The 21,640-nt window shown below is 70.5% G+C and carries 20 protein-coding genes and 2 tRNA genes; 12 read left to right on the forward strand and 10 right to left on the reverse strand.

Features of this window, described 5'->3' with window-relative positions; translation table 11 throughout:
- On the forward strand, nt 1-1,281 hold the full coding sequence (locus NQ152_RS08765) for an MFS transporter (RefSeq protein WP_257523699.1): 1,281 nt from the start codon (nt 1-3) through the stop codon (nt 1,279-1,281).
- Here the strand turns inward: NQ152_RS08765 and NQ152_RS08770 are convergent.
- The gene (locus tag NQ152_RS08770; RefSeq protein ID WP_257523700.1) at nt 1,278-2,342 is read right to left on the reverse strand and encodes an aminotransferase class V-fold PLP-dependent enzyme; all 1,065 of its coding nucleotides are present in this window, start codon (nt 2,340-2,342) and stop codon (nt 1,278-1,280) included. The two genes, NQ152_RS08765 and NQ152_RS08770, sit on opposite strands and share 4 nt — an antisense overlap.
- A gap of 81 nt (nt 2,343-2,423) precedes the next feature.
- Here NQ152_RS08770 and NQ152_RS08775 point away from each other — a divergent pair, with 81 nt between their 5' ends.
- The 3 genes from NQ152_RS08775 to NQ152_RS08785 all read left to right on the forward strand — a co-directional run bounded on the left by NQ152_RS08775 (nt 2,424) and on the right by NQ152_RS08785 (nt 5,076).
- The gene (locus NQ152_RS08775; RefSeq protein ID WP_257523701.1) at nt 2,424-3,356 is read left to right on the forward strand and encodes a LysR family transcriptional regulator; all 933 of its coding nucleotides are present in this window, start codon (nt 2,424-2,426) and stop codon (nt 3,354-3,356) included.
- Nucleotides 3,357-3,415: 59 nt separating this feature from the next.
- The gene (gene gltX / locus NQ152_RS08780; RefSeq protein WP_257523702.1) at nt 3,416-4,927 is read left to right on the forward strand and encodes a glutamate--tRNA ligase; all 1,512 of its coding nucleotides are present in this window, start codon (nt 3,416-3,418) and stop codon (nt 4,925-4,927) included.
- Between the two features lie 77 nt (nt 4,928-5,004).
- Nucleotides 5,005-5,076: transfer RNA gene (locus NQ152_RS08785), tRNA-Gln, on the forward strand.
- Nucleotides 5,077-5,274: 198 nt separating this feature from the next.
- On the opposite strand, the gene NQ152_RS08790 is transcribed toward NQ152_RS08785, so the two are convergent.
- The 3 genes from NQ152_RS08790 to NQ152_RS08800 all read right to left on the reverse strand — a co-directional run bounded on the left by NQ152_RS08790 (nt 5,275) and on the right by NQ152_RS08800 (nt 9,640).
- Nucleotides 5,275-6,876 (reverse strand): carbohydrate-binding protein, encoded by a 1,602-nt coding sequence (locus NQ152_RS08790; RefSeq protein ID WP_257523703.1) that lies wholly within the window; start codon nt 6,874-6,876, stop codon nt 5,275-5,277.
- 125 nt (nt 6,877-7,001) lie between these two features.
- Nucleotides 7,002-8,060 (reverse strand): alcohol dehydrogenase AdhP, encoded by a 1,059-nt coding sequence (gene adhP / locus NQ152_RS08795; RefSeq protein WP_257523704.1) that lies wholly within the window; start codon nt 8,058-8,060, stop codon nt 7,002-7,004.
- A gap of 95 nt (nt 8,061-8,155) precedes the next feature.
- A complete protein-coding gene (locus tag NQ152_RS08800; protein WP_257523705.1) occupies nt 8,156-9,640 on the reverse strand; it encodes an aldehyde dehydrogenase family protein in 1,485 nt (494 codons plus the stop codon).
- A gap of 157 nt (nt 9,641-9,797) precedes the next feature.
- On the opposite strand from NQ152_RS08800, the gene NQ152_RS08805 reads away from it, so the two are divergent.
- Entirely contained in the window at nt 9,798-10,502 is a 705-nt protein-coding gene (locus NQ152_RS08805; protein ID WP_257523706.1) for a hypothetical protein, read from the forward strand.
- A 9-nt stretch (nt 10,503-10,511) separates the two neighbouring features.
- Here the strand turns inward: NQ152_RS08805 and NQ152_RS08810 are convergent, their stop codons facing one another.
- Nucleotides 10,512-11,417 (reverse strand): phosphotransferase, encoded by a 906-nt coding sequence (locus NQ152_RS08810; RefSeq protein ID WP_257523707.1) that lies wholly within the window; start codon nt 11,415-11,417, stop codon nt 10,512-10,514.
- Nucleotides 11,418-11,505: 88 nt separating this feature from the next.
- On the opposite strand from NQ152_RS08810, the gene NQ152_RS08815 reads away from it, so the two are divergent.
- From NQ152_RS08815 to NQ152_RS08830, 4 genes are all read left to right on the forward strand, one after another.
- The gene (locus NQ152_RS08815) at nt 11,506-12,291 is read left to right on the forward strand and encodes a DeoR/GlpR family DNA-binding transcription regulator (protein ID WP_257501991.1); all 786 of its coding nucleotides are present in this window, start codon (nt 11,506-11,508) and stop codon (nt 12,289-12,291) included.
- Nucleotides 12,288-13,277 carry a 1-phosphofructokinase gene (gene pfkB / locus NQ152_RS08820; protein ID WP_257523708.1) on the forward strand — a complete coding sequence of 330 codons (990 nt, stop codon included), beginning with the start codon at nt 12,288-12,290 and terminating at the stop codon, nt 13,275-13,277. Before NQ152_RS08815 ends, pfkB begins: the two co-directional genes overlap by 4 nt.
- Nucleotides 13,278-13,325: 48 nt before the next feature.
- Nucleotides 13,326-15,398 (forward strand): fructose-specific PTS transporter subunit EIIC, encoded by a 2,073-nt coding sequence (locus NQ152_RS08825; protein WP_257523709.1) that lies wholly within the window; start codon nt 13,326-13,328, stop codon nt 15,396-15,398.
- A 67-nt stretch (nt 15,399-15,465) separates the two neighbouring features.
- Complete coding sequence (locus NQ152_RS08830; RefSeq protein ID WP_257501994.1) at nt 15,466-15,735, forward strand: HPr family phosphocarrier protein; 270 nt, start codon at nt 15,466-15,468, stop codon at nt 15,733-15,735.
- Between the two features lie 75 nt (nt 15,736-15,810).
- Here NQ152_RS08830 and NQ152_RS08835 read toward each other — a convergent pair whose 3' ends face one another.
- Nucleotides 15,811-16,449, reverse strand: coding sequence for an MBL fold metallo-hydrolase (locus NQ152_RS08835; RefSeq protein ID WP_257501995.1), 639 nt, complete (start codon nt 16,447-16,449; stop codon nt 15,811-15,813).
- Nucleotides 16,450-16,553: 104 nt separating this feature from the next.
- Here NQ152_RS08835 and NQ152_RS08840 point away from each other — a divergent pair.
- The 3 genes from NQ152_RS08840 (at nt 16,554) to NQ152_RS08850 (ending at nt 18,610) form a co-directional block, all read left to right on the forward strand.
- Nucleotides 16,554-16,629, forward strand: a tRNA-Glu gene (locus NQ152_RS08840).
- Between the two features lie 238 nt (nt 16,630-16,867).
- The gene (locus NQ152_RS08845) at nt 16,868-17,902 is read left to right on the forward strand and encodes an ABC transporter permease (RefSeq protein ID WP_257523710.1); all 1,035 of its coding nucleotides are present in this window, start codon (nt 16,868-16,870) and stop codon (nt 17,900-17,902) included.
- Between the two features lie 9 nt (nt 17,903-17,911).
- Nucleotides 17,912-18,610 carry an ABC transporter ATP-binding protein gene (locus NQ152_RS08850; protein WP_257523711.1) on the forward strand — a complete coding sequence of 233 codons (699 nt, stop codon included), beginning with the start codon at nt 17,912-17,914 and terminating at the stop codon, nt 18,608-18,610.
- A gap of 41 nt (nt 18,611-18,651) precedes the next feature.
- Here NQ152_RS08850 and NQ152_RS08855 read toward each other — a convergent pair whose 3' ends face one another.
- From NQ152_RS08855 to NQ152_RS08870, 4 genes are all read right to left on the reverse strand, one after another.
- Nucleotides 18,652-19,245, reverse strand: a complete 594-nt coding sequence (locus NQ152_RS08855) for a TetR/AcrR family transcriptional regulator (protein ID WP_257501998.1) — start codon at nt 19,243-19,245, stop codon at nt 18,652-18,654.
- 90 nt (nt 19,246-19,335) lie between these two features.
- Nucleotides 19,336-19,986, reverse strand: a complete 651-nt coding sequence (locus NQ152_RS08860) for a hypothetical protein (protein WP_257523712.1) — start codon at nt 19,984-19,986, stop codon at nt 19,336-19,338.
- Entirely contained in the window at nt 19,983-20,819 is an 837-nt protein-coding gene (locus NQ152_RS08865; protein ID WP_257523713.1) for an endonuclease/exonuclease/phosphatase family protein, read from the reverse strand. The genes NQ152_RS08860 and NQ152_RS08865 overlap by 4 nt, the downstream gene beginning before the upstream one ends.
- Nucleotides 20,816-21,610 (reverse strand): glycosyltransferase family 2 protein, encoded by a 795-nt coding sequence (locus NQ152_RS08870; protein WP_257523714.1) that lies wholly within the window; start codon nt 21,608-21,610, stop codon nt 20,816-20,818. Before NQ152_RS08870 ends, NQ152_RS08865 begins: the two co-directional genes overlap by 4 nt.
- Nucleotides 21,611-21,640 lie beyond the last annotated feature (30 nt).

Here is a 21,640-nt window from a genome sequence, read left to right on the forward strand (position 1 = left end):
ATGTCCGATCCCGCACCCTCATCCCCGGCTCAGACGGATGCCGCGCCGCCCGGCGGCGTTTCGCCGGAGGAACTGATCCGCATCCGGCGTCGCACGCTCTGGGTCCTCTCCAGCGGGCAGGTGCTCGGCGGGGTCGCCTTCGGCGCGACGGTGTCGCTCGGCGCGGTCCTGGCGGCGGAGATCTCCGGCGACGAGGCGTTCTCGGGCCTGGCCACCGCCTTCATCACACTCGGTGCCGCGGCGCTGGCGGTGCCGCTGGCTCACCTCGCGCACCGCCGAGGCCGCCGGATCTCGCTGACCTCGGGCATGCTTCTGGCCCTGATGGGGGTGGTGGGCGTCATCTTGGCGGCGGCGACCGTGTCCTTCCCGCTGCTGCTCCTCTCGTTCGCGCTGATCGGAGCAGGCCAGGCGGCCAACCTGCAGACCAGGTTCGCCGCGGCGGACCTCGCCACGGACGCCTCGCGCGGTCGCGACCTGTCGATCGTGGTGTGGGCGACCACGCTCGGGGCTGTGCTGGGGCCGAACCTCGTCGGTCCGGGCGAGATTCTGGGCGCGACGCTCGGGATGCCGGCGCTCACCGGCCCGTACGTATTCACGATCGTCGCCCAGCTGGCCGCCATCACCCTGTACGCGACCGCCCTGCGGCCGGATCCGCTGCTGCTCGCGCAGCGGATCGCGAACGCGGTCGCCGGCGGCGCCGCGGCGATCGCGCGCGCGGACCGGCCGACCGCTGCGCGCTATGCGATCATCGCGATCGCGGGCGCGCACGGTGTGATGGTGGCCGTGATGGCGATGACTCCGGTCCACCTGCTGCATCACGGGGCGACGCTGACGGTCATCGGGCTGACGATCAGCCTGCACATCGCCGGGATGTTCGCGCTGTCACCGGTGTTCGGCATCATGGCCGACCGGCTCGGACGGGTTCCGACCATCCTCGTCGGGCAAGCGCTTCTGACCGCGTCGCTGATCCTCGCCGCAGTCGGGCAGGATTCGGCATCCGCGGTCACGGTCGCGCTGATCCTGCTGGGACTGGGGTGGAGCGCCTCCACCGTGTCCGGCGCTGTGCTGCTGACCGAGTCCTCCAGCGAGGATCTGCGCACCCGCCGCCAGGGGCGCAGCGACCTGATCATGAACCTGGTCGCGGCCACCGGAGCGGTCCTGGCCGGGGTCGTGCTGGGCCGGATCGGATACGGCGGCCTGGCCCTGTGCGCTCTGGCGGTGGTCGCCGTCGTGACGGCGCTGTCCTTCCTCGGTCGTCGTCCGCTGCTCGCCCGGAGCTAGCCGCGCAGCGCGACCACCGCGTCGGCGACGTCCTGCTCGTCGTTGAAGACGTGGAAGGCGACGCGAGCGCGACCCGCGCGCCCCGACGCGACGATGCCGGCCGCGGCGAGCCGGGCGAGGTCCGAGCCGTCCCGGTCGCTCCAGGTGACGATCGCGCTGGGACGATCAGCCGGGGGGAGCGCGGCTCCGGCCCGGAAGGCGTCGGCCAGCCCCGTCGCGTGGTCATACAGGGCTGCGGCGGGAAGGGAGGCAAACAGCGCCAGAGCGGGCTCGGCGCCGATGAACGCCTGCCAGGCGGGGGAGACGTCCAAGCGCGTGGCGTCGGCCGCCAGTTCGACCTCTCGCCCGTAGCAGGAGGTCCACGGGTCCGCGCCCGCGTACCAGCCGGCGAAGATCGGCGGCACGGTGGCTGCGAAGTCCGCGGTGATCGCCAGGAACGCGACGCCTCGCGGCGCGCACAGCCATTTGTAGGCGTGACAGATCACGGCATCGTAGTCGGTGGCCTGCACCGGCAGCCAGCCGATCGCCTGGGTGGCATCGCACAGCGTGCGTGCGCCGTGCCGTCGGGCCGCAGCGCGGATCTCGGCGGCGTCGGCGACGTCGCCGGTGGCGGACTGCACGACGGAGAAGACCACCAGCCGGGTGTCGGCCGTGATCGCGGCGGCAAGCTCGCTGAGCGGCGCGGTGCGCAGACGGATGCCGCGGCCGGCGTGCGCGAACGGCAGGACCATCGACGAGAAGTCGCCCTCGGCGCACAACACTTCGGCGCCCTCCGGCATCGACGCCGCGATGAGGCCGGCGAAGACCGACGCCTGCGATCCGATCGCGATCCGCGCAGGATCCGCGCCCACCAGGCGGGCGAAGTGGGCGCGGGTGCGCTCCACGGCGGCGGTGTAGGCGACCGCGGACGCGCGGCCCGCGCCCGCGGCATCCAGGTCGGCGATGACGGCGGCGCGCGTGCCGCGGGTGGGCAACCCCACGGTGCAGGCGGCGAGGTAGGAACGGCCGCCCGTGAACTCCGCGCGGGCGGCCCGCAGGTCGGGCGGGGCGAGAGTGGACATGCCCCCAGGGTGCTCGCCTCTGGGGCATTCGTCTACGGCAGGTATTCGATGCGAATCATGCACGGACGTTATGCTTTCGGCGTGACCGATCGCGGACTGGATGATCCCGAGTTCGACGCGCGGAGCCTGCGCGTGATCAAAGCGATCGGCGACGGGGGCTCGATCACCGCCGCGGCGGCGGCACTGGGGTACAGCCAGCCCGCGGTCAGCCAGCAGCTGAAGCGCCTGGAAGCGCGCCTCGGGGTCGCCGTCGTCGAACGCGTCGGCCGCAGCGTGCGGCTCACCGAAGCGGGACGCGTGCTGGCTCGCCACGCGCCCGCCGTGACCACGGCGCTGGATGCCGCAGCGGGTGAGCTCGCGGAGCTGCAGGGGCTTCGCGCCGGGCGCGTTCGCCTGGTCGGATTTCCGTCCGCGTCACCGACGGTCGTACCCCGGCTGCTCGCCGACCTTCGCCAGAATCACCCCGGCGTCACGATCACCTACGTCGAGGCCGAACCGCCCGAGGCGGTGGAGGCGGTCCGCGCAGATCGCGCCGACATCGCACTCACGTTCAGCTATCCGGGCGACCGCGACGACCCGCATGGATCGAGCGCGAGCGGCCTTGCGGTGAGCGCGATCGGGACGGACGAGCTGCTGGCCGTGCTGCCGACCGGCCATCCGGCGGCCGGCTCAGGGGTGGCGGACATGGCGGCGCTGGCGGGGGAGAACTGGATCGCCGGCTGCCCGCGGTGCCGCGGTCACCTGCTCGAGGTCTGCGGCCGCGCGGGGTTCGAACCGCGGATCGGGTTCGAGACCGACAACTTCGTCGCGGTCGAAGGGCTGGTCGCACAGGGGATCGGCGTGGCGACCCTGCCGCGGATGGCGGTGGAGTCCTTCCCTCTGCTGCCGGGCATCGTGACCGCGCCGCTGCCGGCGGCCGAGGCGCGGACGATCCACGTCGTCACGGCGCACGGGGCCGAGCGCGTTCCAGCGGTGCGCACCACCCTCGCCGCACTGGCCCGCGTGCTGCACTGACGCGGGTCGGGGACGGCAGCCACGGTGGGGTTGGCCCGCGCGAACTAAGCTGGGATGCGATGTCTATCCCCGATCCCCGCACCACGACCGCCTCCGGCATCGACGTGCGCGTGCGCTTCTGTCCCTCGCCCACCGGCCTTCCGCACGTCGGCCTCGTGCGCACCGCCCTGTTCAACTGGGCGTACGCCCGCCACACCGGCGGCACCATGGTCTTCCGCATCGAGGACACCGATGCCGCCCGCGACAGCGAGGAGAGCTACCTGCAGCTGCTGGACGCGCTGCGGTGGCTGAAGATCGACTGGGACGAGGGCGTCGAGGTCGGCGGACCGCACGCGCCGTACCGCCAGTCCCAGCGCCACGACATCTACCGCGACGTGCTCGCCCGCCTGATCGAGGCCGGCGCGGTGTACGAGAGCTACTCCAACGCCGCCGAGATCGACGCGCGCAACGAGGCGGCCGGCCGTGCGAAGCAGCTCGGCTACGACAACCACGACCGCGGCCTGACCGACCAGCAGCGGGCCGCGTTCCGCGCCGAGGGCCGCGAGCCGGCGTACCGTCTCCGCGTGCCGGATGAGGATCTCACTTTCGTCGACCTGATCCGCGGCGAGGTCACCTTCCCGGCCGGATCGTTCCCGGATTTCGTGATCTTCCGGGCGGGCGGCATCCCGCTGTACACCTTCGTCAACCCCGTCGATGACGCGCTGATGGGGATCACCCACGTGCTGCGCGGCGAGGACCTGATGCCCTCCACGGCGCGCCAGCTCGCGCTGTACCGGGCGCTGATCGACGCCGGGGTCACCACGTTCATCCCGCGCTTCGGACATATGCCGCTGGTCCTCGGCGACGGCAACAAGAAGCTCTCCAAGCGCGACCCGCGCGCGGATCTGTTCCTGCAGCGAGAGAAGGGCTTCATCCCCGAGGGGCTGCTGAACTACCTCTCGCTGCTGGGCTGGTCGATCGGTCACGACCGCGACGTGTTCACGCTGGACGAGATGGTCGCCGCGTTCGACATCGTCGATGTGAACCCGAATCCGGCCCGATTCGACCAGAAGAAGGCCGAATCGATCAACGGCGACCACATCCGGATGCTGGAGCCGGCCGACTTCGCCGAGCGCATCGTCCCCTACCTGGCCTCCGCCGGCGTGGTGACGGTGCCGCTGAGCGACGCGGACGCACAGCTGCTGGCCAAGGCGGCGCCGCTGATCCAGGAGCGTCTGCCGCTGCTGGGCGACGCGCCCGGGCTGCTGCGCTTCCTCTTCACCGATGACATCTTCTACGAGGAGGATGCGCTTGCCGGGCTGCCGGAGAACACCGGCGTCGTGCTTGCTGCGTCCGTCGGCGCGCTCGAGGAGGTGCGCGAGGAGGAATTCACCGCCGCTGCCGTCCAGGAGGCGCTGTCATCGGCGCTGATCGAGGGTCTCGGGCTGAAACCGCGGATCGCGTACGGACCGCTGCGGGTCGCCGTCAGCGGTCGCCGGGTGTCCCCGCCGCTGTTCGAGTCCATGGAACTGCTGGGCAAGACGGAGTCGATCCGCCGTCTGGCCGCGTTCCAGGCGTTCCGCGCGAGCTGAGCAGACGCGTCTCGGTTTGGTCGGGCCGCTCGAGTCGTCTAGACTTGACCCTTGGCACCGGGTTGCACCGAGCGCCTTGGGGTATGGTGTAATTGGCAACACGGCGGTTTCTGGTACCGTTGTTCTTGGTTCGAGTCCAGGTACCCCAGCAGTGTATTTCGCAGGATTCTGCCACAGAATCTCTCCTCGTTTGAGGGCTCTCCGCTCGGCCTGAACGGCCCGGAGACCAGAAACGAGACCGGATGCTCGCGCGAGTATCTGAGGCTCGGCAGGCACGTGCGCTACGACCCGGCTGACGTGCTGCCGGCCCGACCCGAAGTCGTCGAGCGACGCCCGGGGCGATCGCCCTAGAGCCGGCCGAGAGCCGTGAGGAAGCGCTTCGTGTAGGCGAGGGCCGGCACCGAAGGAGTGGAGTTGCAGGTGTTGGAGAGGGCGGTCGAACCGCACGGCACGTCGCGGTCGAGTGACCAGTAGTGCAGGCCCGCGAGGTCGTTGGCCACGGCGTAGGCGGTCATCTCGTCGATGTCCTGCAGCGTGAAGGTCTCGTCGGGGATGTCGTTGAGGGCGATCATGGGCGTGAGCTCGACTTTGTCGAGCGGCACGGCGGGGTAGCTGTGCCGCAGGTTCTTCGCCGCCTGGATGGCCGACTTGCCCATGTCGCAGATCGCACCCGACATCACGCAGACCGAGGATGACGCGGGGCCGTAGTCCATCACCATGAGGTTGATCGTGTAGTTGCGCAGCGGGGACGCGAGCACTGCCTTGATGACCGTGTCTCCGGTGTCGTTCACCCCGCCGAAGCTGCCGTCGGAGGCGCCGAGCGTGGCGATGGTGAAGGAGAAGCGCAGGTTCGGGTAGACATCCTGAACGGCGGCCGCCGCTGCGACCTGGCTGCGGATGTCGGCGGCCGACTGGCCCCGCTCGATGTCGAAGTCGACGCCGATGAGGTTGTCGCTCGCGTAGCGGTCGATGAAGGTGCGCATGCCGGCGGCCGATGCGCAGGTGAAGCTGCCCGCCGCGCCTCCGGTGCCGAGGATGTAGTCGTAGTCGGCCGCATCGAGGCCGGCGACGTTGGCGGCGGCGAAATCGGGGCCGGAGACGCCAGCCCAGTTCTCGGCGCCGCACTCACCGGTGGCGAAGGCGAGGGTGATGGTGTTCAGCTGCGGCAGCGTGGACTGCAGCGTCGTGCCGGTGCCGACGAGCGGGGTGGGGGAGCCGTTGGCGGCCGTGGTCCCCATCGTGTAGCCGGTGCTCCAGAACATCGCCTGCGCGATGTCTTTGTAGGGGCTGAAGACCATGCCGCTGGGCGTGCCCGTCGAGGGCGGTGTGCCGCCGCCGGGGGCCGGGGTCGGAGTCGGTGTCGGAGCCGGTGTGGGGGTCGGTGTCGGCGTGGCGGTGCCGCCGCAGGTCGTCTCGCTCCAGTACTGCGGTGCGGCGCTCGGCGACCACCAGTTCGGAGCGTAGGTGGACACGTAGGGCTTGCCGTTGAAGGTGACCTTGTCGCCCTTCACATAGGCGGGGTCTCCCGAGTAGGGCTGCACGAAGGGGCGGCAGACCGGCGGGGTCACGGTCGGTGTGGGCGTCGAGGTCGGTGTCGGAGTGGCCGTCGGGGTCGGCGTCGCGGTGGACGTCGGCGTGCCGGCGACCGTGCCGCAGGTCGTCTCGCTCCAGTACTGCGGTGCGGCGCTCGGCGACCACCAGTTCGGCGCGAACGACGACACGTAGACCTTGCCGCTGAAGGTGACCTTGTCGCCCTTCACGTACGCGGGGTCGCCGGAGTAGGGCTGGTGGAAGGGCGCGCATCCGGTGGTCTCGGCGGCGGATGCGGTCGAGACGGATGTCGACACGCCCGCGATCGTACCGCTCGCGACCAGCCCGAGCACGGCGATCAGCGTCACCACGCGGTGCAGGCGGCCAGGCCGCGAAGACTCCTCTGTTGTCGTCGACATGCCCGTGCCTCCCCCGAATGGCCGGTTGGCGCACCGACTGACGCCGAGTCTAGTGGTGACACGAATCCGCCATATCACGAGTCGGTATTGACTGCGCCGCCGACGGCTCGACGCTCAGGCCGCAGTCATCTTCCCCCGCCGCTGCCGTCCCCCTCCGGAACGAGGTCGGCGGTGTGGTACATGAAGACCAGCCGTGCGGGCACCGTACCGGCAAGCACCTCGTCGACCGAGTCGTTCACCTGTTGCAGCTCGCGCGTCTCGGTGATCACGCGGGTGCGTCCCGCGGCGTGAAGGGCGAAGACCTCTGCGAGGTCCTGCCGGGTCCCGACGATCGAGCCGATGATGCTGATGCCCTTAAGGACCGTGTCGAAGATCGGCACCGTAAGCGTTCCCTCGGCGGGCAGTGAGACCAGGACCAGGCGCCCGCCGCGGTTGAGCGCGTCGAAGGCCTGACCGAAGACGGCCGGCGCTACCGCGAGGATGATCGCGGCGTCCGCACCGCCGAGGTTGCGGATCGCCTGTACCGGATCCTCGCGACGTGCGTTCACGACGAAGTCAGCGCCGAGTTCGGTGGCCAGTTCCAGCTTTTCCTCCGTGACATCGACCGCGATGACCTTGGCGCCGACGAGCCGGGCATACTGGACCGCCAGGTGACCGAGGCCTCCGATGCCGAACACCGCGACTGTTTCCCCGGGGGTGATGCGGGCGTTCTTGATGGCGGCATAGGTCGTGACGCCCGCGCACGTCAACGGTGCAGCGTCCAAGGGCGTGACGTTGTCCGGAACCGGGACGGCGAAGCGTGCGTCGGCGAGCATGTACTCGGCGTAGCCGCCATCGACGGCGTACCCGTTATTGAACTGCTTTTCACACAGGTTCTCCCGTCCGTCGATGCAGTAGCGGCATTCCCCACAGGCGTGGCCGAGCCACGGCATGGCGACGCGCTGACCGACGCGCCGCGTCGTCACACCCTCCCCAAGCTCTTCAACGATCCCGACGCCTTCGTGCCCCGGAACGAGGGGCAGATGCGCCTTGACGGGCCAGTCGCCGTGCATCGCGTGGATGTCGGTATGACAGAGACCGCAGGCTTCGAGCCGGACCAAAACCTGGCCTGGGCCCGGTTGAGGAACGGGACGCTCCTCGACTCGCGCCGGTGACCCGAAGGCTGTGACGACCGCTGCACGCATGATTCCTCCTCGTTCGGACCCGTATGGACGAAGTCTGTCCGTACGGAGGTCCGTGCGCGCGTGCCGAAGGTCCCGTCGCCCGTTCCGGATCCGGGCTACGAGACGTCCGCGGGATCGATCGCGATGATCACCGACTTGGACCTGGTGAACGACTCCAGCGCCTCCGGCCCGCTCTCGCGCCCCCAGCCGGAGGACTTCACCCCGCCGAACGGGACGGCGGGATCGAGCATCGCCCAGCCGTTGATCCAGATGATGCCCGCCTCCAGCCGGTTGGCCACGCGGTGGGCGCGGCTGATGCTGCCGGTCTGCACGCCGGCCGCCAGCCCGTACGCGGTGCTGTTGGCGAGGCCGATCGCCTCATCCTCCGTGTCGAAGGGCTGGACCGTCAGCACCGGGCCGAATACCTCTTCCTGCACGGCGACCGCGTCGTTGCCGAGCCCGGCGATCACGGTGGGGGCGAAGTAGAACCCGCCGTCCAGCTCGACGCGATGACCGCCGGTGATGATCGTGCCGCCCGAGGCGACGGCATCCTGCACCATCTCCTCGACCTTCTCCAACTGCACCCGGCTGGCCAGTGGCCCGATGACGGTGCCGGGATCACTCGGACGACCCAGCGGGACACCACCGACGGCCTGACCCAGAATGCCCACGACGGTGTCGTACAGCGGACGCTCCACCAGCAGCCGCGGACCGGCCATGCAGAATTGGCCGGTGTTGAACACGAATGCGTTGATCACGGCCCCGATCGCCTTGTCCACGTCCGCGTCGGCGAAGACGATGTTGGCGGCGTTGCCGCCGAGCTCCGCCACGATCGGCTTGAGGTGCTCTCCCGCGGTGCGCGCCACGATCCGGCCGACGGCCGTGGACCCGGTGAAGGCGATCATGTCGACGCCCGGATGCCGCACCAGGGCGTCGCCCAGTTCGGCCCCGGGTCCGACGACGAGGTTGTAGACCCCGTCCGGGACGCCGGCGTCGTGCAGGATCTCGGCCATCAGCAGCGCACTCAACGGCGTCTGCGGGGCGGGCTTGTGAACGACGGTGTTGCCGGCCGCGAGCGCGGGGGCGAGCTTGGAGCTGGAGAGGATCAGCGGGAAGTTGAACGGACTGATCGCCGCGACCACCCCTCGCGGTTCACGTCGTGTGAACGCGAACGCGGGCAGGGGCGTCTCCCGGACGGATCCGTCGAGGTGCTGCGCCAGGCTCGCGAAGTACTCGAACTGGTCCGCGGCGGTCGGCACGTCGATCATCCGCGCGAACAGGATGGGCTTGCCGACATCCAGGCTCTCGGCCTGCGCCAGTTCTTCGGCCCGCTCTCGGATCAGCGCGGCCACGCGCAGGAGTACGCGAGAGCGCTCTCGTCCCGAGATCCTCGACCAGCTGCCGGCGTCGAACGCGGCTCGCGCGGCCTGGACGGCGGCATCCACGTCGGCCGTCGATGCCGCGGCGACCTCGCCGAGCCTTTCGCCCGTCGCCGGATTGGTGACCTCCATGCGGGCGCCGTCCACCGCCTCCTGCCAGCGACCTGCGATCATCAGATCCGTGCGGATCCCGGGTGCGGCCGCGGCCGTCGTCTGAGTCACTTCTTCTCCTCTTCGAGAGCCCTGACGGGAAGGAACCGATCGTGCGCAGCGCTGCGTGATCCGGGTCGGGTCGTGCGCCGGGTTGCAGCGATCCGTGGTCTGTCAGTCTCGCTGAAAGGCATCAGCGTGACAAGAGGCACGGGATCATAATGAAGCCATGGATGCTGCCGTGTCGTCCTCCTCAGAGCGCGCGCGCGAACTGGCCGCGCTGCGCACGCGGGCGTACGGGCCGGATGCCGACATCCAGCAGGACTCCGCGGCCGTGGCCCGGCTGCTGGAGTTGGAGGATCTGGTGCGCGCAGAGGACGTGTCCTCTCCGGCTTCCGAGGTCGCGGCAGCCGCGCCCGACGCGTCCGCGCCCGCGCCCGTAGCGTCCGTAGTCGCCACCGGCACCCAGGCCGGCGGGGCGCGGACACGCGGGCGCCGCCGCCCCCCGACGTGGGTGCTCGTTCTCGGCGCGGCCGCCGCCGGACTGGGCCTGGGGCTCGTGGTCCCGGGCGCGATCACCCCGCATCCGCAGGTGATCCTGCGTTCGGTTCCGCTCGACGGTGCCGCCATCGATTTCGACATCTTCGGTGTGACGACCACCTCAACGGTGCGCTACGCGCCCTTCTACGATCTGACCGTGTGGTCCGCCGAGACCGAGGCCGGTTCCACCTGCGTCTTCGTCACGGACGCGGACGGCGCATGGATGGCAGCGGGCTGCGCTCCCGAGCAGCTCGCCCCGACTGCCGACCTGACCTACTACCCCGGCATGACGCGGGTCGACGGCTTGCAGCTGCCCGACTTCAGTGTCGTGCGCTTCATCCTGCGCGCGGGAACAGTCGAGGTCTGGATCGCCGAAACGGACGACGTGGCGTGATTCCGGCGGTCAGCGCACCAGTTCCTGGAGGGCCTCGGCGGCCAGCGCCGCGTACTCGGGGTTGTCGTCGCTGTGGTCCAGCAGCAGGAGGGCCACCGCTGCCGCCCATCCGTGCGCGCGCGTCCACGTCGCCGCGTCGTACCGCTCGCCGGTCGCGGCGATGAATTCCGCCCTGCCGACGGGATCGAAGGCAAGCCACGCGACGGCAAGGTCGTAGGCGGGATCGCCGGCGGTCACATCGCCGAAGTCGATGATCGCGACCAGCGCAGAGCCCCGCGCGATGAGGTTCGCGGGGTGCAGATCGCCGTGGATCCAGACCGGAGCGTCCGTCCACGCGGGCGCGGCCAGCGCGGTCGCCCACAGCATCTCCGCACGGGCCAGCGCCGCGCTCGAGATGCGCCCTCGCAGCGACGCCAGGCGCGCGGCCACACCGGCGTCCCGGTGCGCGAGCGGCACGCCGCGCACCGGGTTGACCGGATGATCCGCGGGCGCCGGGACGTGCAGGGCGATCAGCGCGGCCGCGAGCGGTGCGGCCCAGTCCGCGCGTTCGGCTCGGGGGATGCCGAGGCCGGCCGCGCCGTCGAACCAGGGCACGATCGACCACGCCCAGGGGAAAGAGAGCTGGGGGCGGCCGTTCACCACCGGCGCGGGGACGCCGACGCCGGTGACGGCGAGACGCGCCGCGATCGGGCCGAGTACGTCCTGTTCGTGCAGAACGAGCGGAGCGGACAGTGCCCGACGGGGCAGTCGCACGGCCCAGGCCTGACCCAGACGCCACACCGAGCAGTCCCACCCGTCCGCGACATGCGCGAGGGAGAGGTTTCCTGCGCCGGGAACCGCGCCGGCCTGCGCTCTGACCAGACGGCGCACGAGCTCCTCCGAGATGACCAGTTCGGCGGCGGGCTTGTCGGGCACCCATCGACTCTATCCAAAGCGTTCCCAACAGGGACCTTGTGTATGTGTGGGAACGTGTTGTAATCTGTGGGAAATTCGAGGAGGAACCGTGTACGCGATGGAGCGCCAAGAGCTGATCGAGCGACTGCTGCTCGACGAAGGACGCGTGAGGGTCGTCGACCTGGCCCGCCGCTTCGAGGTGACCACCGAGACCGTGCGCCGTGATCTGGACCAGCTGGATCGGATGGGGGCACTGCGCCGCGTCCACGGCGGCGCAGTCGTCCGGGACCGCGAGAGCACTGTCGAGCCGACGCTCACGGAGCGCTCCCACCGTCGCAGCGAAGCGAAGGCGGCGATCGCGCGTCGCGCGCTGGCGCTGGTCGGCGATCGATTCCATGGATCGCTCTACCTGGATGCCGGAACCACCACGCATGCGGTCGCCGCGCAACTCGAGGAACGGTTGCTGGTCACCGGCGGCCAGGCGGAGGTCGTCACGCACTCCATGACACTGGCCCACACCCTCGCCGGAGCATCCGAGTCATCGCTCACCGTCATCGGGGGACGGGTGCGCACTGCGACCGCCGCCGCCGTCGGCGCCGATACGGTGCGCGCGATCGAGAGGCTGCGGCCGGACATCGCGTTCCTCGGCACGAACGGCATCTCCTCCACGTTCGGCGCGAGCACCCCCGACCCCGATGAGGCCGCCGTCAAGTCCGCGATCGTGCGGGCAGCGCGGCGGGTCGTCGTCCTCGCGGACGCGGAGAAGCTCGGCCATGACCTCCTCGTGAGCTTCGCCTCCCTGGACGAGATCGATGTCCTCGTGACGGATGCTGCGCCGGACGCCGAGTTGGGCGCCGCCCTGGCGGATGCCGACGTGGAGGTGTGGGTGGCATGAGTGCGCGCGCGCAGCCCGGTGGCAGGATCGTGACCGTCACCGCCAATCCCTCGCTGGATCGCACGATCACCCTGTGCGACACCCTGCGTCCCGGCGAGGTGCAGGCAGCAGCATCCGCTCGCGAAGACGCCGGAGGCAAGGGCATCAACGTCGCGCGGGTGATCGCCGCGGCAGGAATCCAGACCCTCGCGGTCCTGCCGCTGGCCAGCGACGATCCCTTCGCCGCGGTGCTCCGCTCGAGCGGTGTCACCGCGCATGCGGTCCAGATCGACGGACACGTCCGCGCGAACCTGACGATCACCGACCCTGCCGGCGTGACCACGAAGCTCAACCTTCCCGGAGCGCCTCTCTCGGCGCAGGATGCGACCGCGCTGATCGCCGCCGTGGTCGCCGCCAGCGAGGGTGCCGCGTGGCTGGTGCTCGCCGGGTCGCTTCCCCCAGGAGTCGGCGTCCGGTTCTACGTTGATGTCATCCACGCCGTTCGGCGGCGGTGGGGCGCACAGGCGCCGCACGTCGCCGTCGACACGTCTGGCGCCGCCCTGCGCGCGGTCGTGGACGAGGCCGCCCCGGATCTGATCAAGCCGAACGAGGAGGAGCTGGCCGAGCTGGCCGGCATCGCGCTCGCGGACAGGACGGACCTGGCAGCGGCCGTGCTTCCGGTCGCACGTGCGCTCGTTCCCGCCCGCGTTGCCGCAGCCCTGGTCACCCTGGGGGCCGAGGGCGCTGTGCTGGTCACCGCCGACGGCGCCTGGCAGGCCAGGCAGCCCCCGATCCGCGTCGTCAGCACGGTCGGCGCGGGCGACAGCGCCCTGGCCGGGTACCTCATCGCGGACGTGGACGGCCCGCATGATGGGGCCGGCGACGACCCGGCCGAGCGGCTGCGTCGCGCGGTCCGCTACGGCGCGGCGGCGGCATCGCTTCCAGGCACCCAAGCCCCCTCACCGCAGGACCTGCCCGCCGGCGAGGTCCTCCTTCGCGCTCTCTGATCGCCCCCCGCCACAACTGCACCGCACTCCCGACCATTGGAGGTCATCGTGTCCCAGACAATCACCCCGGAGCTGGTGTCGCTGGACACCCCGCTCGGCGCCGACAAGGCGTCGGTGATCCGTGCCCTTGCGGCACGCGTCGCCGAGCAGGGCAGGGCAGCCGACGCCGACGCGCTGTTCCAGGACGCCTGGGCGCGAGAGCAGAAGGACGAGACCGGGCTGCCCGGCGGCATCGCCATTCCGCACGCCAAGAGTCCCTCCGTCACCGTGCCCTCACTCGCCTTCGCACGGCTGAAGCCCGGTGTCGACTTCGGTGCACCCGACGGCCCCGCCGACCTGGTGTTCCTCATCGCCGCTCCCGAGGACGCGGCCGAAGCTCACCTTGCGGTGCTCTCCAAGCTCGCCCGCAGCCTGATGCAGGACGAGTTCACCAGCGGTCTGCGAGCCGCCACCACCGCGGATGAGGTCGTCGCGATCGTGCGCACGGCCATCGGCGAGACGGACGCCGCACCCGCGACGACCGCGACCTCGGCTGCGTCGGCCGGCGCAGCCGCCTCGACGCCGCCCGTCGCCGCTGCGCTGAGCGTCGACGGGCGCCCTGCCCGGGTGGTCGCCGTGACGGCGTGCGCGACCGGCATCGCCCACACGTTCATGGCCGCCGACGCCCTCACCGCCGCGGGAAAGAAGGCGGGGATCGACCTCGTCGTCGAACCGCAGGGCTCGAGCGGATATCAGGCGCTGCCGCGAGACGTGATCGACAACGCCGACGCGGTCATCTTCGCCACCGATGTCGATGTGCGCGAACCGCAGCGCTTCGCCGGCAAGCCGGTCGTCCGCTCGGGGGTGAAGCGGGGGATCGAACAGCCCGATCAGATGATCGCCGAGGCGGTCGCCGCAGCCAACGATCCGAGCTCCGCACGAGTCAGCGGCACCGCGACCGCGGCGTCGACGCCCACGGCCGCGCCGCTGTCCTTCGGCGCGCGCATCCAGCGGATCCTGCTCACCGGCGTCAGCTACATGATCCCGTTCGTCGCCGGCGGCGGTCTGCTGATCGCGCTGGGCTTCCTGCTCGGCGGGTACGAGGTCACCACCAACGCCGCGACGGTGATCACGCAGAACTCGCTGTGGGATCTGCCGACCGAGGAGATCACCTCGCCACTGGGCGCGCTCGGGCAGTACCTGGGCTCGGTGTTCTACATGATCGGTTCGACGTCGATGGGCTTCCTCGTCTCAGCGCTGGCCGGCTACATCGCCTTCGCGATCGCCGATCGACCCGGGATCGCACCGGGATTCGTCGCCGGCGCGGTCGCCGTGCTGATGAACGCGGGCTTCATCGGCGGCATCGTCGGCGGTCTGCTGGCCGGTCTGGTGGCGTGGTGGCTGGGCCGCCTGCCGGCGCCGCGCTGGCTTCGGAGCCTGATGCCGGTGGTGATCATCCCGCTGGTGGGCTCGATCATCGCGTCCGGTCTGATGATCCTCATCCTGGGTCGCCCGATCGCGACACTGATGATGTGGCTCACCGACTGGCTGACCAGTCTCACCGAGTCGGGCGGCGCTGCCATCGGCCTGGGCGTGATCCTGGGCCTGATGATGTGCTTCGACCTGGGCGGTCCGGTCAACAAGGTGGCGTACGCCTTCGCGGTCGCCGGACTGGCGGCCGGATCGGCGGATAACCCCGCACCGCTGCTGATCATGGGCGCTGTGATGTGCGCGGGCATGGTCCCGCCGCTGGCCATGGCTCTGGCTTCGACGGTCCTGGCCCGGAACGTGTTCACTCCGGTGGAGCGCGAGAACGGCAAGGCCGCGTGGCTGCTCGGGGCCTCGTTCATCTCCGAGGGCGCGATCCCGTTCGCGGCGGCCGACCCGCTGCGGGTCATCCCGGCCTCGATGGTCGGCGGCGCCGTGACCGGTGCGCTGTGCATGGTGTTCAACGTGCAGTCCTACGCACCGCACGGCGGCATCTTCGTCCTCTTCGCGATCAGTCCCGTCTGGGGCTTCCTGGCTGCGCTCATCGCCGGCGTGCTCGTCACCGCCTTCCTGGTCGTCGCCTTCAAGCGCTTCATCGCGCCCAAGGAGCTGAAGGTGGCCGAGAACATCGGCGCGGTAGCGGTTCCGGCGTGACCCTCGCCCCCCGCGCCTCGGATGCGGAATGCTGGAGTCAGCCGTCTTCTACGAAAGGTGAACCCCCATGAGCGAACGTCAGGCAACCATCGCGAGCAGCTCCGGCTTGCACGCGCGGCCCGCGAAGCTGTTCGTGCAGGCCGTTCAGGAGAAGAAGATCCCGGTCACCATCGCCGTGGAGGGGGGCGCCGATCTCAACGCCGGAAGCATCCTGTCGCTCATGGGCCTGGGTGCCTCGCACGGCACCGTCGTGACGCTCAAAGCCGAGGGCGAGGGATCGGAGCAGGCGCTCGACGAGCTCGTGGCGCTGCTGGAGACGGACCTCGACGCGGAGTGATGCGTCCGGGCGTCATCGGACGATGACGCCCGGATGCCGCGGCCCTCGGGGTCGCGGCATCCGTCGTCTCCGGCCTCACAGGTCTGTCGCGTCCCCGGGTTCCAGCTCGAGGAACTCGCCGCCGTTCTTCTCGGTGGCCCAGCGCAACCGCGCGCGGTGCATCGTCCGCCCGATCACCGAGAGCGTCATGTCGTGCGTGCCGAACGCCTGCTGGGGCGCGACGGCGAGGACGAAGTCCATCGCGTCGCCGATCTTGAGCCACGGTGCGCCCAACGGCGCAGCCAGCAGCCGCACGTCCACGCCCTTGGGTACGGCGTACGAATCCCCGGGGTAGTAGAACTGATCGTTCACGAGGACGCCGACGTTGTCGACCACGGGCACCGTCTCATGGATGACGGCGTGCTGCCCGCCGAAGAACCTGAGGGTGAACGGCTCGATCTGCACCGTGTCGCCGGGGTTCACCATGGTGATGTCGTAGCCGGCCGCGGCCTTCACTACACCCTCCGGCGCGAAGATGGGGATGTCGGGGGCGTTGCGCAGGAGCCGGTCCAGGTGGTCCGGCGTCCAGTGGTCGGCGTGCTCGTGGGTGATGACGATCGCCACCACCTCACCCAGGTCTACCAGGGGGTCGGTGAATGATCCGGGGTCGATGACCAGGGTCTTGCCGGAGTCCTGGACGGTGAGCGCGGCGTGGAGGTGCTTTGTGACTCGCATCGTCCGAGTCAACCGGGCGAGGGCGGTCGGGGCAAGTTCTTGACACCCGGGTGGATTTGTCGGGTACGCCGAGCCCATGGCATACTTATACGGTTGTCCTGTGCGGCCCCATCGTATAGAGGCCTAGTACGCCGCCCTCTCACGGCGGTAACGCGGGTTCGAATCCCGCTGGGGTCACCAACACTGAAAACCCCCCGGATTCCGGGGGGTTTTCGAGTATCCGGCCGCGGATGCCGCTCCGCCCGGCCGCAGTGCCGGGGCACTCGCGCCGCCTGTGAGCCACCTGCGAGAGGCTCCGCTCCGCGGTGCTACGCTGGCGACGGCAGTTATACCGACACAACTGTCAGTAAGGTTCACTGTGTTCGTTGCATGGCGTGATCTCGGCTTCGCCCGGGGCCGATTCGCTCTCATCGCTGCTGTGGTGCTTCTCATCACTCTCCTGGTCGGCTTCCTCGGTGGTCTGACCCAGGGCTTGGCCAACGCCAACATCTCGGCGGTGCTTCCCTTCCAGGCCGACAGGGTGGTGCTCTCGGAGCCCGCGCACGGCAAGTCCCTCAGCTTCTCGGACTCCACGATCAGCGCGGAGGCCGCGGCGATCTGGACCGCGGCGGACGGCGTGGAGGCAGCCGAGCCGCTCGGCATCCTGACCAGCCGAGTCACGGCAGCGGGTGGCCGCGAGCAGACCGCGTCGCTGTTCGGAGTCGACAGCTCCTTCGCGGACATCTCGCCCGATCAGATGATTCCGACCGAGGCGGGGACCGTGGTCCTGTCGGAGCGCTCGCACGAGGCGCTGCTGGCCGATGTCGGTCAGGAGATCACCATCTTCGGCGACACCTTCACCGTGGCCGGGATCTCACAGGATGCCGAGTACAGCCACACCGGTGTGATCTGGATCCCGATCGACGACTGGCGCACCACCGTGGCGAAGCAGACGGCGGCGGATGCCCCGTTCTCGACGGCCCTGATCGTCCGGGGCGCACCGACGGACGCCGCTCTGGTGGACGCCCAGGCAGGCACCGCCTCCAGTTCGCTGCTGATGTCGCTGATGGCGATCGAGGTGTTCAAGAGCGAGATCGGCTCGCTGGGGCTCATGCTCGGACTGCTGCTCGGCATCTCCGCGCTGGTCATCGGCGCGTTCTTCACGGTGTGGACGATCCAGCGCAGCAAGGACATCGCCGTGCTCAAGGCGCTGGGCGCCTCGACCGGCAGCCTGGTGCGCGACGCGCTCGGTCAGGCCTTCGTCGTGCTCCTCGTGGGTGTGGGGCTCGGGATCGGGCTCACCGTGGCAGCGGGAGCCGCGCTGCCCGCGGCCGTCCCCTTCGTGATCAGTCCGCTCACCACGGTGCTGCCCGGCATCGCGATGGTCGCTCTCGGTCTCGTCGGAGCCGCCTTCGCGCTGCGCAGTGTCGTCAAAGCCGACCCGCTTGCCGCCCTCAACGCTCAGAACAGCTAGGAACCGACCATGATCGAACTTCGCGAGGTCACCCTCACCTACCCAGACGGCGACGGCGTCATCACCGCGATCAACGCGGCGAGCCTGAAGGTCGGGCCCGGCCAGATCACCGCGATCACCGGCCCGAGCGGGTCTGGCAAGTCCAGCGTGCTGGCCGTGGCGTCCACGCTGATCTCCCCGCAGCACGGCGACGTGCTGATCAACGGCACGCCGGCGGCGGGCCTGTCCCGTCGCGAGACCGCAGCCCTGCGCCGGGACGAGATCGGCATCGTCTTCCAGCAGCCCAACCTGCTCGCCTCCCTCACGGTGCTCGAGCAGCTCGAGCTGATGAGCCACCTCGGCTCGTCCAGGACGCGGCGATCGCGGTCGGCGACGCGCGCGAAGGCACTCGAGCTTCTTGCCGCCGTGGGCCTGGAGAAGAAGGCGCACAAGCGCCCGCAGGCGCTTTCCGGAGGCGAGCGGCAGCGCGTGAACATCGCGCGGGCGTTCATGAACGACCCCTCCGTGCTGGTGGTGGACGAGCCGACGAGCGCTCTGGACCAGGAGCGGGGCGGGGCGATCATCGAGCTGATCATCGAGCTGACCCGCACCCGCGGTGTCGCCACCCTGCTGGTGACCCACGACCGGTCCCACCTGCCGCTGATGGATGCGGTGCTGACGATGGTCGACGGCAATCTGAGCGTGCACGAACGCGCAGCCCTCGCATAGCGGCCACGCCGCGCGGGCCGCACCGCCCGGCCCGCGTTCGGCTACGCCGGCGCCGGGCCGGGCGGCTGGACCGCGGCGTGGATCAGGGCGATCGTCGCACGGGTGACAGCCTCGGGCTCCGCACCCGACTCGATGGCGCCCATGGCTGACTCGAGCACGCCACCGAGCAGGCGCGCGGTGATCATCAGGTCGGGCACACCGAGCCGCTGCAGCGCGTCCATGAACGGCGCCACCTGCTCCCGATGCAGCTCTGACAGCCGGGCCCGACACTGCTCCGGCAGCTCGGCGCCGGACAGCGCCGCAGCCGGCCGGTGCGCGCCCTCGGCGGCCTGGCGCAGGGTCTCGCGCACGTACGCGTCCATCACCTCGAGCGGCTCGACGAGTCCGTCCAGCGCGACGGCGAGGCGGGCGTTGGCCCGCGGGAACGAGTCCTCGATGATCGCGGCCAGAATCCCAGCGGTTGAGTCGAAGTACTGATACACGCTGGGGCGGGCGAGCCCAGCGGCCGCGCCCACGGCGGCGGGAGTGACGGCGGAGACGCCGCCCCGCACGAGCAGGTCCGTCGCGGCCGTCAGGAGCGCCTCGCGCTGCCGTCTGCGGTGCTCGGCGACCGTCGGGGCGGAGATCTTCGGCATGCCTGTGCGGCTCCTTCATCGGGCGATGCTCGTAGTTTAGCCACCGGCCTGCTCGCCACGGTCGGCCTGCCGCCTGTGCGCCGCCGCGAGTCAGCCGTCGCCGGCGACACCGTCGGTGCCGGTACCCCGGCGCTCGGCGACCAGCGAACCGCGGCGTTCGTCCGCCGGGTCTGCGCGGGCGAGCCGGACGTAGGCGACCAGCACGGCCGTTGCCAGCGCGCCCAGCCCGCCCACCGCCATGTCCCCGATCGTGTCGGTGTAGGCGACGAAGATGTCGTCGCTGACGAACGTGTATCCGACCCACTCGATCATCTCCCAGAGTGCGCTCACGGCCAGACCGAGGGCAGGCACCAGCACGAGGGGACTCCGGGCCGCGAAGGATGCGCTGCCCGGAGCGGCGACGATGCCCCAGCGGCCGAGCGCGAGGTATGCAACGGCGGCGATGACCCCCGTGCACAGGAAGTGGACGAGCAGGTCCCACCCCGGAACGGTCCGATACAGATCGATGACATTGCTCCAGGCAGCGATCAGCACGATCACCCCGTAGCCGATGTCGAATGCCGCTCGCACGCCGACGAAGCGCGGCACCAGCAGCGCGGGCAGGGCGAGGGCGAGGATGCCGGCATCCGTGGGGCTGAACCAGATCGCGGCGACCACGACGCTGACCAGGCCCACGACGCGCACCAGATCCGCCGCGACTTCAGCGACCCCCTGGGGCAGCCGCAGGAAGTTCCTCCTCATGATGGTCCTTCCGTCGGCGGGATCGTCACGACGGCCTGCACCGGCAGGTGATCCGAGGCCCAGCTGCCGCGCACGCGTCGTGCGTTGACGGCCGCGCGCGACACCCGCACCGTCGGGGTCACCGCGATCCAGTCGATGCGACCGCCGCGCAGGCGCGGGGAACGGTAGTCCGGGAACGTGCCCCATTCGGGTGTCAGGCGCGTGTGCGCAGCCCGCCACGCATCCGTCAAAGTGCCGTGGGCGAGCAGTTCGCCCACGGTGGGAGACTGCGGGCCGGCGTTGAGGTCGCCGGTCACCACGGCCGGCAGTGGCTGGGTGGCGACGATGCGGCGGATCTCTCGCGCTGCGCGCACCCGGGACGGCTGCGAGAAGGGGTCCAGATGCGTGTTCGCCACGAAGACATCGGTGCCCGTCGCGCGATCCCGGAAGGTCGCGCTGACGATCACCCGGGGGATCAGGTTCCCCCACGAGCGGGAGCCGGCCACCGCGGGGGAGTCGGAGAGTGCGCGCTGCTCCCAGTCCAGCAGCTCCAGGCGGGAAGCATCGAAGTACAGCGGACACGCTTCGCCGCGGCGTCCGATACGCCGTCCGTACCCGATGAACCGGTACCGGTCGCCGAGCGCGTCCGAGATGCCGTCGGCTTGATCCGGCAGCGCCTCCTGCACACCGACGAGTGTGGGCTGCTCCGATCGGAGCAGCTCCTGCACCAGCGGGCGGCGCGTGCGCCACCGATCCGCCGGGCGCCGTGCGAGCCCGTCCATGCGGCGACGGATGTTGAACGTCATGATGTGCAGCTCGGGCGGTGCGACCGTCCCGATGATCGCGTCGCTCATCGCGCCGAGCGTCCGGGCGCGGGCACACCGAGCCGGCGCAGCCCCCGGCGCAGCCCGAGGCGCACCCACCTCACCGGTGGAAAGTCCCGCGGCCAGTGCACGAGTACCGTGCCGAAGCCCCGCGCGACGCGCTGCGCGAACGCGCGCCGGTCTGCGAACGGGCGCATCGAGATTCCCATCGCCGCGTCCGGCAGGTAGCGGATGCGGTGCCGCTCGCCGAGGTGGAACGCCAGGTCGAGGTCGTCGTGCAGCGACGGGCTCGTGCGGTGGACGTGCGAGCGGATGCCGCGCCACACGTCGCGGCGGAACGCCAGGTTCGAGCCGAAGAGGGGGAGATGCCCGAGGGTCGGGATCAGGACGGCGGCGTAGACGCCCAGATACGCGGCGGCAAGCCACCTGCGAAGCGGACGCGGACCGTCGATGAAACGGGCGCCGCCGGTGAAGGCCGCCACCTCGGGTCGGGCTTCGAAGGCGACCGCCATCGTCTCGATCCACCGTGGGCCTGGCAGGCAGTCGGCGTCCAACCGCAGGATGATGTCTCCACTCGCCTGGTCGTAACCGTACGCGCTCGCGGCAGGGATGCCGGGCCGGTCGCAGCGGACCACGCGCGCTCCGGCATCCCGCCCGACCTGCGCGGAGTGATCGCGCGAGCCGTTGTCGACGACGACGATCTCGTGCGCGGTCCGGGTCTGCAGCGCAAGAGCGCGTAGACAGCGCGCCAGCTCGGTGGCGTCGTCCTTGACGGGGACCACGACCGAGACGGTCAGCCGGCCGGATGAGCCAGATGGCACCTGGTGTCCTTCCGGGCCGGGTCGCGCCGA

The organism is Microbacterium sp. zg.B48 (genome assembly GCF_024623505.1).
Classification (GTDB): domain Bacteria; phylum Actinomycetota; class Actinomycetes; order Actinomycetales; family Microbacteriaceae; genus Microbacterium.